This is a genomic window from Pseudomonas sp. N40(2020), assembly GCF_014472415.1.
In the GTDB taxonomy this organism is placed as follows: domain Bacteria; phylum Pseudomonadota; class Gammaproteobacteria; order Pseudomonadales; family Pseudomonadaceae; genus Aquipseudomonas.
In genome coordinates this window covers 1-12,486 of the sequence record NZ_JACSZV010000020.1, presented here as the reverse complement: position 1 = coordinate 12,486, position 12,486 = coordinate 1, and the positions used below count along the sequence as shown (strand labels likewise).

The window sequence follows — 12,486 nt, the reverse complement described above, 5'->3', positions numbered from 1 at the left end:
GTAAGGAGATGAACCTTGGACTATCCCAAGAGTGTGCCCAGTGTCGGACTGGTCAATGGACAGTTTGCCGATGAGGATCCGATTGCCGGTAAACCCGGTTCGCTGATTCCTGCGACCTGGGGCAACAGTGTCACGCAGGAAATTCTCAACGTCGTGCAAGCGGCGGCGATGACGCCGAATGAGGCGTCCAGTAATCAGTTGCTTGCTGCACTGCGTAGCCCGGCGTTGTTCATGACTGCACCACAATTTGATAGCGGACGTACGGCGGCAACCTCCGAATTTGTGCAACGGGCGCTGGGGAATTATGCAAGCGCGCGGGGTATCTCCGGTTCTGCCCAGTTGACGCTGACAGATGTCGGCTGCTCGATCGGTCTGGGTGGCAACGCGGCTTACACCGTGATACTGCCGGATGCGGGCACGGTGCCGAGCGGCGCCACGATCAGCCTGCATTGCCGCAACAGCGCCCCGGTCACGGTGGCCAGTAAAAGCGGCACGCAGATCAGTCCTCAAGGGGCTTATCTGAGCACGATCGTGATGAACAGCGGTGAGAGCGCAAACTTTGTCAGAGAGTCCGGTGTGTGGGTGGTTTATGGCACCGCTACCCTGAAGTATTCAGCTAACTACGCGTCGCAGTTCGCCGCGGCGGGATATCAAAAGTTTCCCAGCGGTTTGATCTTGCAGTGGGCGACGGGGGGATCCGATGCGAATGGCAACCTGTCGGTGTCCTTGCCGATCAGGTTTCCCAATGCCGTTCTGGGTGGCGTCGCCAATGAAGGTTATCCGGCAGGCTGGGGCAGCTCCAACGTGACCGTTTGGGCGTTTGACGGGGCGAATTCCACGACGTCGACAGCTGCCGCTCGGGTGCGCAATGTCATGGCTTCAAGCGTAAAGCCCGAGCCGGGAATATCTGGGCGCATTCTGGTTTGGGGGTATTAAGCATGGCTATTTACTTTTACGCGCAAACACTGGGATTCGATCATGTCGAAAGCCCAGGTTCAGAGCTGCCCGAGGGGGCGGTAGAAATCACTCGTGCTCAATACAGTGAGCTGTTCACCGGGCAGGCAAGCGGCAAAGTGATCAGTGCTAGCGCCAGTGGTCAGCCTGTTCTGATCGAGCGGGCCGTCTCCCCGGAAGCGCTCGCCAGTCAAGAGCGCTCATGGCGCAACCACGAGCTGCAAAGCACCCAGTGGCTGGTGTTTCGTGATGCGGAAGAACTGGAAGTTGGTGAGGGCACGACGCTGCAAGTCGAGGAGTTCAAACAACTGCTGGCATATCGGCAAGCCTTGCGCGACTGGCCAAACGATCCTGACTTCCCGAGTGCACATTCGCGTCCAGTGGAGCCTGATTGGCTGGAAGGTTTGCTGCGGGCGAACGGCTGAGCTGTTTACCCTTTTCCAGTCACTCTAGAAGTACAAACTCACAAGGAAAAACTAACGTGGATTATCCAAGAAGTGTCGCCAGCTCCGGTCTGGTCGACGGCAAGTTTGTTGATGAAGATGCGATAGCCGGAACGCCGGGATCGCTGATTCCGGCGGTCTGGGGCAATAGTGTTACTCAGGAAATACTCAGCGCGATTATCGCGGCTGGTTTGAAACCGGACGAGCAACAGACTGATCAATTGGCTCAGGCTATCCGGCAATTGTCCAGGCCCGATCCGTTGCAACAGTTTCCGGTGCAGGTGTACCGCAGGAATTTGTTGATCAATGGTGGATTCGATATCTGGCAGCGTGGTACGACCAACCAAGGGCCAAGTATTGGCGGTTATGTAGCCGACCGTTTTCGCTGTGACTGGAATGGCAATGCCGCCGTGACCATCTCTCGCCAGGACTTCGCCCCCGGCCAGGCAGAAGTGTCCGGCGAGCCGAGCTATTTTTTGCGCTGGCAACAAACCACGGCGGGTGTCGGTGCGACCACGCATACAGTTTCCCAGAGCATTGAATCGGTCAGAGCATTGGCCGGGAAAACCGCCACTGTGACCTTTTGGGCGCGATCCGATGCCGCACGGCCGTTGAAGGTGACGATAGGCCAGTTTTTTGGGGCTGGCGGTTCGGAAGCCGTTGTGAAAGCGGTCGACGTCTTTCAATTGAGCACCGCCTGGGCCAGATACACCGCAACGTTTCAGGTGCCGGTAATTGCGGGAAAAATGCTCGGTGCGAATGATTGCCTGAGACTTGCTTTCGATCTTCCGCTGAACGTCTTGCAAACAGTTGATCTGGCAAGAGTGCAGTTGGAGGAGGGACCAGTCTCCACGCCATTCGAGTACCGCCCTATGGCTGAAGAATTCGTGCTTTGTCGGCGCTATTTCGAGAAGTCTTTTGCCGACCGTTTAACGATTCGCGCGAACAATGGCACGGGTACATGCATTGTCACGTTTACCCAGGCAGCGGCTGCAAATGTCGGTCAATACGGTATGGCCGTAGACATGCAGGTGCAAAAGAGAGTACAGCCTACTGTCGTGCTCTATTGCCCTGCAAATGTTAGTAACCAGGTTTGGAACTACTCGATTGGAGCTGCCTGCACGGGAACAATTGTACAAAGTGTGACACAGCGTAGTTTCGCAGTTGGCACCGTGACGCCTGTAAACAGCCAGCCCGGCAACGGCTTGCAGATTGAATGGACAGCAGATGCTGAACTCTAGGAGTGCAACATGGGTTATCAACTGACGATGTGTGGCGTGCTGCGTGTGAGTGATTCAGCGTTTATCCCGCAGGATCCGACCAATCGCGACTGGCTTGAGTATCAGGATTGGTTGCTCTCAGGCGGACAGGTCCTGCCTTTGAATGAATCACTCGAAAAGGCTGCTCCGGACAGCTCCGTGAAAACTCTGGCAAAAAAATGGCTGGCAGGCATTAGTGCTCAACCATGATTCAATCCGATCATCCAGGGAGGATTACGCATTATGCAAATAACTGAAAACAACCTTATCAACATCATGCCCAACGCCCGCACCCAAGCGGGCGTTTTTGTTTCTGCGCTCAACAGCGCCATGGCTAACCGTCGTATCGATACGCCCAAACGTATCGCTGCATTCCTCGCGCAAATCGGTCACGAGTCGGGCCAGTTGCGGTACGTGCGCGAGTTGGGCAACAACCAGTACCTGAGCAAATACGACACCGGCACCTTGGCGTTACGGCTGGGCAACACGCCTGAGGCCGATGGCGATGGCCAAAAGTACCGCGGTCGCGGGCTGATCCAGATCACCGGTCGCGCCAACTATCGCCAATGCAGCCTCGGCTTGTTCGGTGACGAACGGTTGCTGTCCTTGCCAGAACTGTTGGAACAACCGCAATGGGCCGCCGAATCCGCCGCATGGTTCTGGGAAAAGAACGGCTTGAACGAACTCGCCGACCGCGACCAGTTCAACACGATCACCCGGCGTATCAACGGCGGGTTGAACGGTTTGCAGGATCGTCTGGAAATCTGGGCGCGGGCGAGGGCGGTGCTATGCCAATCCCCTGGCGAGTGATCGGCGTTGTATTACTGGCCTTGGGGGCAGCGGCGCTGGCCTGGCAGTTTCAGGACTGGCGCTATGGTCGGCAGTTGGCCGAGCAGGCTCGTTTAAACGCTGAAGCCCTTAATCAACAGACCATTGCCGCTGCCACCACACAACAGACCGAGCAGGATAAACGTCTGGCCCTTGAGCAACGGCTCGCGGCCAGTGAACAAAACCATTATCGAGCCATGACCGATGCCCAACGTGATCAGGATCGCCTGCGCGATCGTCTTGCCACTGCTGATGTGCGCCTGTCAGTCCTTCTCGACGCCGGCGACGTTGCCGCCGGCTGTACGGTGCCAACCACCGCCGGCACCGGCGGCGTGGATCATGCAACCGTACGCGCCCGACTTGACCCGGCGCATGCTCAACGAATTGTCGCCATCACCGACACCGGCGACCGCGGACTGATTGCCTTGCAGGCCTGTCAGGCCTATGTCAGAGCATTGGCGCCCGCACATTTTGAATAAGCTTGTGTATTGAAAGCGCAACCGGCTCGTGTACGGTGGGACCCATTCCACCCGATCCGGAGCGCACCGTGAAAGAGATCACTCAACTGGCCGCCGAACTTGGCCGACGTCTGCAAGTGCTCAATGCCCACGTCACTACGGCCGAATCCTGCACCGGCGGCGGCATTGCCGAAGCCATTACGCGGATACCGGGCAGCTCGGCGTGGTTCGAGGCCGGTTACGTGACCTATTCCAACCGGCAGAAAACCCAGCAGCTCAACGTGCCGGCCGAGCTGTTCGGCACGGTGGGGGCGGTCAGTCGCGAAGTGGTCGAGGCGATGGTGGGCGGCGCTCAGGAGAAAAGCCTGGCACGGTTCGCCGTGGCGGTCAGCGGCGTGGCCGGCCCCGACGGCGGCACGCCGAACAAACCGGTGGGCACGGTGTGGCTGGCCTGGGGTGTCGACGATGTGGTTTCCAGCGAGGTGCAGCACTTTCCCGGCAACCGCGATGAAGTCCGCCGACAAACGGTGAAGGCCGCGCTAGAGGGGCTCCTGCGACTAGCGGCAAGAGAAATCGAAAATCAGGGGTAGGCGATCCGCGAACGCTGTGGAATAATACTGGCTACTTATACAGGTGTTGGCCGTCAGGCCTTATTGATTACGTGAGGACTTTAATGGACGACAACAAGAAGAAAGCCTTGGCTGCGGCCCTGGGTCAGATCGAACGTCAATTCGGCAAGGGTGCCGTAATGCGTATGGGCGATCAAGACCGTCAGGCGATCCCATCCATCTCCACTGGCTCTCTGGGTCTGGACATTGCACTCGGCATTGGCGGCCTGCCAAAAGGCCGTATCGTTGAAATCTACGGTCCTGAATCTTCCGGTAAAACCACACTGACACTGTCCGTGATCGCCCAGGCTCAAAAAGCCGGTGCGACCTGCGCATTCGTCGACGCCGAACACGCCCTCGACCCTGAGTACGCCGGCAAACTGGGCGTAAACGTCGACGACCTGCTGGTTTCCCAGCCGGACACTGGCGAACAAGCCCTGGAAATCACCGACATGCTGGTGCGCTCCAACGCCGTTGACGTGATCATCGTCGACTCCGTGGCTGCACTGGTGCCGAAGGCTGAAATCGAAGGCGAAATGGGCGACATGCACGTGGGCCTGCAAGCCCGACTGATGTCCCAGGCGCTGCGTAAAATCACCGGTAACATCAAGAACGCCAACTGCCTGGTGATCTTCATCAACCAGATCCGCATGAAGATCGGCGTGATGTTCGGTAGCCCGGAAACCACCACCGGTGGTAACGCGCTGAAGTTCTACGCATCGGTTCGTCTCGACATCCGCCGTACCGGCGCGGTGAAGGAAGGCGACGAAGTGGTCGGCAGCGAAACCCGCGTCAAGGTTGTGAAGAACAAAGTGGCTTCGCCGTTCCGTCAGGCCGAGTTCCAGATTCTTTACGGCAAGGGCATCTACCTCAACGGCGAGATGATCGACCTGGGTGTACTGCACGGCTTCGTAGAAAAATCCGGCGCCTGGTATGCCTACGAAGGCACCAAGATCGGTCAGGGCAAGGCCAACTCGGCCAAGTTCCTGGCAGACAATCCGGAAATCGCCGCCAAGCTCGAGAAGCAACTGCGTGACAAGCTGCTGGCGCCAGCAGCAGACGTTAAGGCTTTGGCGACCCGTGACAAGGTCGACGATATGGCCGAGGCCGACATCGACGTTTGAAGTTTTTGAATGACTCTTGTACTCGATACCCTCGTCGCGGTGCGACGAACCGCCATGGACCTGCTCGCACGTCGCGAGCACGGTCGAGTCGAACTGACGCGTAAACTGCGTCAGCGCGGCGCTGAGGCGGAGATGATCGAAACAGCCCTCGACCGTTTGACGGAAGAGGGGCTGCTTTCCGAAGCCCGTTATCTTGAAAGCTTTGTTTCCTACCGAGCGCGTTCCGGCTATGGCCCTCTGCGAATCCGCGAGGAACTCAGCCAGCGTGGTTTGCAACGTGCCGATATCGAACTCGCCCTGCGCGAAAGCGGTATCAGTTGGCAGGAGCAACTTAAGGAAACGTGGCAGCGGAAATTCTCCGGGCACTTACCGATTGATGCCAAGGAGCGAGCCAAGCAAGGCCGCTTCCTGGCCTATCGAGGTTTCTCGATGGAGATGATCAACCGCTTGTTCAGCGGCAGAGGGATGGACGATTAAAACGGTTAAACAAAAACGGCCCGCTATGAAAATAGCGGGCCGTTTTTTTTTGCCTTTTAAATGACTTTCGACGGTTCTCGGCTGCGTTGCGCGGTCGGTGGTTTGGAGTCGGCCCAGTTGTCCGGCAAGTTGATGTAGTCCACCAGCTCCCTCAAACGCCCGTGATTCCGGGCGTTGAAAGCAAAGGCCAACCGCGTCAGGTGGCTGAACTGCGCTTCATCGTGTTCTTCGCCGGCGTAGGCGTGTTGATGGAACTGGTCGCTCAGGCACAGATCGGCAAAGGCTTCCTGCATATGTTCCAGCGCCTGGTCGCTGAGTTTGTGATTCATGCGGATCACGAATTGGCGCTTGAGCCAGCGGCTGGAGTGGAAGTTGCTGTAGAACTGGGTGATCTGTTCCACCGCTTCCTCGACGGTGTACACCAACCGCATCAGCTTCGTGTCGGTTGGCAAAATGTAGTGATTGTCCGCCAGTTGCTGGTGGATGAAATCCATCGCCCCCTGCCAGAACGTGCCTCCCGGCGCATCCAGCAAGACCACCGGCACCAGTGGGCTTTTGCCGGTCTGGATCAGCGTCAGCACTTCCAGTGCTTCGTCCAGCGTGCCGAACCCGCCCGGGCACAGCACCAATGCATCAGCTTCCTTGACGAAGAACAGCTTGCGGGTGAAGAAGAAGTGGAAGGGCAACAGATTACCTGTGCCGCCCACCGTCGGATTGGCATGTTGCTCGAAGGGCAGGGTGATGTTGAACCCGAGGCTGTGATCACGTCCGGCACCTTCATGCGCGGCGGCCATGATGCCGCCACCGGCACCGGTGATGACCATCATGTCCGAACGCGTCAACGCCGCACCGAGTTCCCGAGCCATCGCATAGAGAGGATGTTCGACTGGCGTGCGCGCCGAGCCGAACACGGTGACTTTGCGCCGCCCCTTGAATTGCTCCAATACGCGAAACGCCTGCTCCAGCTCGCGCAAAGCTTGCAGGGTGATCTTGGCGTTCCAGCGGTTGTGGTCTTCCTGGGCCATGCGCAGCACGGTCAGGATCATGTCGCGATAGATGGGAATATTCGGACTGTTGGGTGAAACACGGTTGAGTTGCTCTTCAACCTGGCTGATGAGGTCGGGGCCGCTTTCCTGAAAATGACGGCTGAGCAGGTCATTCGGTTGGTAAGGCATTCAACGTCTCCTTCTGCACAGAGCGGGTGGCCCTGATTAGCGGCGTCAGTGCCGCGCTGCAAAAAAACACACAATCGGCAGTTCCTTTTCTGCCTTGAACAAGTGAGCGGGAATACTTTGAATCTAGACCCTTGCACGCATTTGCGCTGACTTGATCATTGCGCTGCAAAGTCCTGACTGGCAACTGCTTATTGTTTTTCAGCCAATTGCACCACCGCTCGTCCGAACGTGTGCCGGACGGCAAACCCTCTGATTAACTCTCAGACAGGCACCATGCAAATTTTGCGTCAATCACCATACGCAAGGTGCATGCGATTCAAGGATTTGCGGGTGGCAAGGAGGCGAGGGAACATGACCAGAGTGATTCTGGAGATCGATACGCAGCTGTATCGGATGTTGAAAGCATCGGCCGAGAACAACCAAGTGAGTCTCGAAGAGGAGTGCTGCCGCAGGTTGGCAGGCGGGGAACGCCGTTCGCGTTATTTACAGGCACTGGTGGCCGAACTGCGCGCCGAAGATGAACAACGGCGCGCCAACTCGCGATGATTACTTCTTCTTCGCCGGGGCGGCTTTCGGGCAATCCGAGTCCTGATAGCTGGCGGAGCCGATCGCCTTATTGGTTTTCACTTCAGTGAAGTCGTAACGCATGACCGCGCCTTTAGCCATCAGCTTGCGGTACGACGGGTTGTTGCAGACCGAGGCGCCGAGCTGGAAATACACGGCTTTCGGATCAGCACGCATCTTGTCGGCGTGGCTCTTTTGCACGCTCAGGTGGTTGATCAACTGAGTGCCTTCAACGGTGTAGCCCTGATCAAGAATGTCTTCATTGATTGCCCGAGGCGTGCCGACGCTGCTTTGGGCGGCGACGTTGCGCAGCTCTCTGTTCAGATTCTGCTCACTCAAGGACGCAGCCTGAGCGGTGAAGGACGACGCCAGCAGAATGGCAGCGGTGGGAACGATAAGGCGCAGCATGAAACTCTCCTGGTTCAGTGACTGGTGGTTCGACCAGCCACGTGACTGTGCGTTCAGTGGCGGCGAATTATAGGGGAGCCGGTCTGGACGGTACAGGCTTGTGCCCGTTGCTCTGGTAAACTGCCGACCTTTATTGCCCTGCCGAGTGTTGTTCGTGTCGAGTTTCCCTGTCTGCCGGCCTTGCCTGCGATGAACCATGCCCCCAACGCCGTAGCCCGCCTGCGCGATCAGCGCGAGGACGAGGGCATCAAGCCGATTCAGGCCCGGGGCTTTCGCTCCGAACGTTGTCGCGACTGCCGGGTGATCATCAGTCATTGCCTGTGCGCCTGGCGGCCAAGCGTGGAAACCCGTTCCGGCGTGTGCCTGATCATGACCGGCAAGGAAGTGTTCAAACCGAGCAATACCGGTTGGCTGATTGCCGATGTGGTGCGCGATAACCACGCGTTCATCTGGTCGCGCACCGAGCCGGACCCGCAGATGCTGGCGCTGCTCAACGACCCGCAATGGCAGCCGTATCTGGTGTTTCCCGGCGAATACGTCGAGCCGTCGCGCGTGACGAATACCGTTGCCCTCGATAACAGCAAGCGGCCGCTGTTCATTCTGCTGGACGCGACCTGGACCGAAGCGCGGAAGATCTTCCGCAAGAGCCCGTACTTCGACAGCCTGCCGATCCTCAGCCTGTTGCCTGACAAACTTTCGCGCTACCGCTTGCGTCGTTCGACCCGTAGCGAGCACCTGTGCACCGCCGAGGTCGCGGCGCTGTGCCTGGAACTGGCGGGTGACAGTGACGCGGCCTCGGCGCTGGACGCCTATTTCGACGTGTTCAGCCAGCATTATCTGGGCGCCAAACAGCAGCTGGACATGAATGAATCCACGCCTGCTCACGCCGAGTTGCAACCCTATATACGAAAGCCGCAGCCGGAGTTGGCCCAATAGTGGCCCATACTGTACGCGGCGGCGGCCGTGCTGCTTGACCACCCCGTCTTCGCTGGGCATGCTTGGCGCCGATTAGGGTGCGGCCAAGGTTTGAAACGCCGTGTTTGCTGGTTATTGGCGTTGAACGTGCCCCTGTGGATGCCGCTTAAACGCGCATCTTGAGTTGCTTTGGCGAACCCCGAATACACCGGGTCAGCCATCAAAAACAGGATCATTTGAAAAATGGCCACATACGACATCCTGATTGCCGATGATCACCCCCTGTTTCGTAGCGCCCTGCATCAAGCGGTGACGCTGGGCCTTGGCCCGGACGTCCGGCTGGTGGAAGTGGCGAGCATCGCCGAACTGGAAACCCGTCTCACCGAAAAAGCTGATTGGGATCTGGTCCTGTTGGATCTGAATATGCCTGGCGCGTTCGGGTTTTCCGGGCTGGTGATGTTGCGCGGTCAATACCCGCAGATTCCCGTGGTGATGGTCTCGGCGCAGGAAGAAGCCTCGGTGATGGTCAAATCCCGTGAATTCGGTGCCAGTGGCTTTATTCCCAAGTCCAGCGACCTGAGCGTGATTCAGGAAGCGGTGCGCAAAGTGCTCGATGGCGATGTGTTCTGGCCGCCGCAGGCGTTCGAAGCGGTCAGCGTTTCCGCCGAAGCGAAGGCTGCCAGTGATGGCCTCGCCAGCCTGACTCCGCAACAGTTTCGCGTGCTGACCATGGTCTGCGAAGGCTTGCTGAACAAGCAGATCGCCTATGAATTGAGCGTGTCGGAAGCGACCATCAAGGCCCACGTCACAGCGATCTTTCGCAAGTTGAATGTGCGTACTCGCACGCAAGCGGCTTTACTGCTGCAACAACTTGAGTCAATTCCGAGCCAATAACTATTGGCGTATTCACGCTTTTTTGACTTTCGTTGATCTAGCTTTCTCACTCCTTTTCAGTTGGTTTCCACTTTATGTCACCTTTCAAGGGCCAGACCGGCCTGAAACGCATCCTCAACGCTTCCGGTTACTCGCTGGACGGTCTGCGTGCAGCCTTCACCGGTGAAGCGGCGTTCCGCCAACTGGTGCTGCTTAATGTAGTGCTGATTCCGCTGACGTTCTTCCTCAATGTCAGCCGCGTCGAACAGGCGCTGTTGATCGCCGTGTGCTTGCTGGCGCTGATCGTCGAGTTGCTGAACTCGGCGGTGGAAGCGGCCATTGACCGCATCTCCCTGGAACTGCACCCACTGTCCAAGAACGCCAAGGACATGGGCAGCGCCGCGCAATTCGTGGCCTTGACCATGATCGCTCTGGTTTGGGCGGTGATTCTGCTTTAAGCGATAGTGGGCAAGACGATCTCGTCGCTGCGCTGCACACCGGCGGTGAAAGCGCGGCACAGATCGAGAAACTCGCGCATGGCCGAGGTCTGGTATTTCTGCTTGTGCCAAATGAAGTAGAACTGCCGCGCCAGATCCAGATCCGGCGTCTCCACAGGCACCAGACTCCCACGGCGGAAGGCATCACGTAGCGCCAGCCGCGAGATACAGCCAATCCCCAGCCCCGACTCCACCGCGCGTTTGATCGCTTCGGTGTGCTCCAGCTCCAGACGGATATTCAGCGCACTGCGATGGTGACGCATGGCCTGATCGAAGGTCAGGCGCGTGCCGGAACCCTGTTCGCGCAGAATCCACGCTTCATGCGTCAACTCTTCCATGGTCGCGCTGCCGCGTTTGGCCAGCGGATGCTGCGGCGCGCAAAACACCACCAGCTCATCCTCGACCCAGCTCTGCACTTCGATGTCCGGGTGGCTGCAATCGCCTTCGATTAGACCCAGATCAATTTCGTAGTGAGCGACTTGTTGCACGATATTGGCAGTGTTCTGCACGTGCAGCTTCACCTGACTTTCCGGGTGGCGCTGCATGAAACTGCCGATCAGCAGGGTTGCCAGGTAGTTGCCGATGGTCAGCGTTGCGCCCACCGACAGCGAACCGAAACCGGATTTGCCGTTGAGCAGGTCTTCGATTTCCTTGGACTGATCCAGCAGCGCCACGGCTTGCGGCAGTAGCTGTTTACCGAGGGCGTTGAGGCTCAGCCGTTTGCCGGCACGGTCGAACAGCTGGCAGCTGGACTGGCGCTCCAGTTCGGTGATCGAGGTGCTTGCCGCCGATTGCGAGAGGTTGAGCAGACCCGCAGCACGGGATACGCTTTCCTGCTGGGCGACAGCGACGAAGACTTGCAGTTGACGGAGAGTAAATCGCATATCGATATAACCGATAACCCTTATCTTAATAATCCAGTTAACAGATATTGTCGGCGCTATTAGAATGCGATGCAATTGCGCACCATCGGCATTTATTCAGCCCAGAGCAAGCGCAGAGCCAATATCCAGGAGTCAAACGTACATGAGCAACATGAACCACGAGCGTGTCCTCAGTGTTCATCACTGGAACGATACCCTGTTCAGCTTCAAGTGCACCCGCGATCCGGGCCTGCGCTTCGAGAACGGGCAGTTCGTGATGATCGGCCTGCAACAGCCAAACGGCCGCCCGCTTATGCGCGCTTACTCGATTGCCAGCCCGAACTGGGAAGAGCATCTGGAATTCTTCAGCATCAAAGTACCTGATGGCCCGCTGACCTCCCAGTTGCAGCATCTGAAGGAAGGCGACGAGATCATCATCAGCAAAAAGCCTACGGGCACGCTGGTGCTGGATGATTTGAAGCCTGGCAAACACCTTTACCTGCTCAGCACCGGTACCGGTCTGGCGCCGTTCATGAGTGTGATCCAGGATCCGGAAACCTACGAGCGTTTCGAAAAAGTCATCCTGTGCCACGGCGTGCGTTACGTGAACGAAGTTGCTTACCGCGAATTCATCACCGAGCACCTGCCGCAAAACGAGTTCTTCGGCGAAGCGCTGCGCGACAAGCTGATTTACTACCCGACCGTCACTCGCGAGCCTTTCGAGAACGAAGGTCGTCTGACCGATCTGATGCGCAGCGGCAAACTGTTCAGCGACATCGGCCTGCCGCCGATCAACCCGCAGGACGACCGCGCCATGTTGTGCGGCAGCCCGAGCATGCTCGACGAGACCAGCGAAGTGCTCAACAGCTTCGGCCTGACCGTGTCGCCGCGTATGCGCGAGCCGGGTGACTACCTGATCGAGCGTGCGTTCGTCGAGAAGTAAGCCCCACTGAAAAAGCCCCCATTGTCTGAATTGGCAATGGGGGCTTTTTTATGCCCGCGACATTCACCTGTAGGAGCTGCCGCAGGCTGCGATCTTT

General features: G+C 57.9%; 17 protein-coding genes. 14 read left to right on the top strand and 3 right to left on the bottom strand.

Going from position 1 to position 12,486, the window contains the following annotated elements; genetic code table 11:
* Nucleotides 1-15 precede the first annotated feature (15 nt).
* The 9 genes from IAI51_RS14490 (at nt 16) to recX (ending at nt 6,151) form a co-directional block, all read left to right on the top strand.
* Nucleotides 16-936 (top strand): phage tail protein, encoded by a 921-nt coding sequence (locus tag IAI51_RS14490; protein ID WP_187679105.1) that lies wholly within the window; start codon nt 16-18, stop codon nt 934-936.
* A 2-nt stretch (nt 937-938) separates the two neighbouring features.
* Nucleotides 939-1,379 (top strand): phage tail assembly chaperone, encoded by a 441-nt coding sequence (locus IAI51_RS14485; protein ID WP_187679104.1) that lies wholly within the window; start codon nt 939-941, stop codon nt 1,377-1,379.
* Between the two features lie 56 nt (nt 1,380-1,435).
* Entirely contained in the window at nt 1,436-2,638 is a 1,203-nt protein-coding gene (locus IAI51_RS14480; RefSeq protein WP_187679103.1) for a carbohydrate-binding protein CenC, read from the top strand.
* 9 nt (nt 2,639-2,647) lie between these two features.
* A complete protein-coding gene (locus IAI51_RS14475; RefSeq protein ID WP_187679102.1) occupies nt 2,648-2,866 on the top strand; it encodes a hypothetical protein in 219 nt (72 codons plus the stop codon).
* A 33-nt stretch (nt 2,867-2,899) separates the two neighbouring features.
* The gene (locus IAI51_RS14470; RefSeq protein WP_187679101.1) at nt 2,900-3,466 is read left to right on the top strand and encodes a glycoside hydrolase family 19 protein; all 567 of its coding nucleotides are present in this window, start codon (nt 2,900-2,902) and stop codon (nt 3,464-3,466) included.
* 222 nt (nt 3,467-3,688) lie between these two features.
* Nucleotides 3,689-3,904 (top strand): lysis system o-spanin lipoprotein Rz1, encoded by a 216-nt coding sequence (gene rz1 / locus IAI51_RS28265; RefSeq protein ID WP_410458007.1) that lies wholly within the window; start codon nt 3,689-3,691, stop codon nt 3,902-3,904.
* A 127-nt stretch (nt 3,905-4,031) separates the two neighbouring features.
* The gene (locus tag IAI51_RS14460) at nt 4,032-4,532 is read left to right on the top strand and encodes a CinA family protein (RefSeq protein ID WP_187679099.1); all 501 of its coding nucleotides are present in this window, start codon (nt 4,032-4,034) and stop codon (nt 4,530-4,532) included.
* An 83-nt stretch (nt 4,533-4,615) separates the two neighbouring features.
* Nucleotides 4,616-5,674 (top strand): recombinase RecA, encoded by a 1,059-nt coding sequence (recA, locus tag IAI51_RS14455; protein ID WP_187679098.1) that lies wholly within the window; start codon nt 4,616-4,618, stop codon nt 5,672-5,674.
* 9 nt (nt 5,675-5,683) lie between these two features.
* Entirely contained in the window at nt 5,684-6,151 is a 468-nt protein-coding gene (recX, locus tag IAI51_RS14450) for a recombination regulator RecX (protein WP_187679097.1), read from the top strand.
* A 56-nt stretch (nt 6,152-6,207) separates the two neighbouring features.
* Here the strand turns inward: recX and IAI51_RS14445 are convergent, their stop codons facing one another.
* Entirely contained in the window at nt 6,208-7,326 is a 1,119-nt protein-coding gene (locus tag IAI51_RS14445; RefSeq protein WP_187679096.1) for an LOG family protein, read from the bottom strand.
* Between the two features lie 351 nt (nt 7,327-7,677).
* Here IAI51_RS14445 and IAI51_RS14440 point away from each other — a divergent pair, with 351 nt between their 5' ends.
* The gene (locus IAI51_RS14440) at nt 7,678-7,872 is read left to right on the top strand and encodes a hypothetical protein (protein ID WP_187679095.1); all 195 of its coding nucleotides are present in this window, start codon (nt 7,678-7,680) and stop codon (nt 7,870-7,872) included.
* On the opposite strand, the gene IAI51_RS14435 is transcribed toward IAI51_RS14440, so the two are convergent.
* Nucleotides 7,873-8,298, bottom strand: coding sequence for a PA3611 family quorum-sensing-regulated virulence factor (locus tag IAI51_RS14435; protein WP_187679094.1), 426 nt, complete (start codon nt 8,296-8,298; stop codon nt 7,873-7,875).
* Nucleotides 8,299-8,487: 189 nt separating this feature from the next.
* On the opposite strand from IAI51_RS14435, the gene IAI51_RS14430 reads away from it, so the two are divergent.
* From IAI51_RS14430 to IAI51_RS14420, 3 genes are all read left to right on the top strand, one after another.
* On the top strand, nt 8,488-9,234 hold the full coding sequence (locus tag IAI51_RS14430) for a tRNA-uridine aminocarboxypropyltransferase (protein WP_187679093.1): 747 nt from the start codon (nt 8,488-8,490) through the stop codon (nt 9,232-9,234).
* A gap of 222 nt (nt 9,235-9,456) precedes the next feature.
* Nucleotides 9,457-10,107, top strand: coding sequence for a response regulator transcription factor ErdR (gene erdR / locus IAI51_RS14425; RefSeq protein ID WP_042557931.1), 651 nt, complete (start codon nt 9,457-9,459; stop codon nt 10,105-10,107).
* A gap of 74 nt (nt 10,108-10,181) precedes the next feature.
* Nucleotides 10,182-10,544 carry a diacylglycerol kinase gene (locus IAI51_RS14420; RefSeq protein WP_129390014.1) on the top strand — a complete coding sequence of 121 codons (363 nt, stop codon included), beginning with the start codon at nt 10,182-10,184 and terminating at the stop codon, nt 10,542-10,544.
* Here the strand turns inward: IAI51_RS14420 and IAI51_RS14415 are convergent.
* Nucleotides 10,541-11,467, bottom strand: coding sequence for a LysR family transcriptional regulator (locus IAI51_RS14415; protein ID WP_187679092.1), 927 nt, complete (start codon nt 11,465-11,467; stop codon nt 10,541-10,543). The genes IAI51_RS14420 and IAI51_RS14415 overlap by 4 nt on opposite strands.
* A gap of 142 nt (nt 11,468-11,609) precedes the next feature.
* Here IAI51_RS14415 and fpr point away from each other — a divergent pair, with 142 nt between their 5' ends.
* On the top strand, nt 11,610-12,389 hold the full coding sequence (fpr, locus tag IAI51_RS14410; RefSeq protein WP_002554680.1) for a ferredoxin-NADP reductase: 780 nt from the start codon (nt 11,610-11,612) through the stop codon (nt 12,387-12,389).
* Nucleotides 12,390-12,486: the final 97 nt, after the last annotated feature.

Excerpts from the sequence above, each read along its gene's own strand:
- IAI51_RS14485 (WP_187679104.1), top strand. The coding sequence starts at position 939 with ATGGCTATTTACTTTTACGCGCAAACACTGGGATTCGATCATGTCGAA.
- IAI51_RS14475 (WP_187679102.1), top strand. The coding sequence starts at position 2,648 with ATGGGTTATCAACTGACGATGTGTGGCGTGCTGCGTGTGAGTGATTCA.
- IAI51_RS14470 (WP_187679101.1), top strand. The coding sequence starts at position 2,900 with ATGCAAATAACTGAAAACAACCTTATCAACATCATGCCCAACGCCCGC.
- rz1 (WP_410458007.1), top strand. The coding sequence starts at position 3,689 with ATGCCCAACGTGATCAGGATCGCCTGCGCGATCGTCTTGCCACTGCTG.
- recA (WP_187679098.1), top strand. The coding sequence starts at position 4,616 with ATGGACGACAACAAGAAGAAAGCCTTGGCTGCGGCCCTGGGTCAGATC.
- recX (WP_187679097.1), top strand. The coding sequence starts at position 5,684 with ATGACTCTTGTACTCGATACCCTCGTCGCGGTGCGACGAACCGCCATG.
- IAI51_RS14445 (WP_187679096.1), bottom strand. The coding sequence starts at position 7,326 with ATGCCTTACCAACCGAATGACCTGCTCAGCCGTCATTTTCAGGAAAGC.
- IAI51_RS14440 (WP_187679095.1), top strand. The coding sequence starts at position 7,678 with ATGACCAGAGTGATTCTGGAGATCGATACGCAGCTGTATCGGATGTTG.
- IAI51_RS14435 (WP_187679094.1), bottom strand. The coding sequence starts at position 8,298 with ATGCTGCGCCTTATCGTTCCCACCGCTGCCATTCTGCTGGCGTCGTCC.
- IAI51_RS14430 (WP_187679093.1), top strand. The coding sequence starts at position 8,488 with ATGAACCATGCCCCCAACGCCGTAGCCCGCCTGCGCGATCAGCGCGAG.
- erdR (WP_042557931.1), top strand. The coding sequence starts at position 9,457 with ATGGCCACATACGACATCCTGATTGCCGATGATCACCCCCTGTTTCGT.
- IAI51_RS14420 (WP_129390014.1), top strand. The coding sequence starts at position 10,182 with ATGTCACCTTTCAAGGGCCAGACCGGCCTGAAACGCATCCTCAACGCT.
- IAI51_RS14415 (WP_187679092.1), bottom strand. The coding sequence starts at position 11,467 with ATGCGATTTACTCTCCGTCAACTGCAAGTCTTCGTCGCTGTCGCCCAG.
- fpr (WP_002554680.1), top strand. The coding sequence starts at position 11,610 with ATGAGCAACATGAACCACGAGCGTGTCCTCAGTGTTCATCACTGGAAC.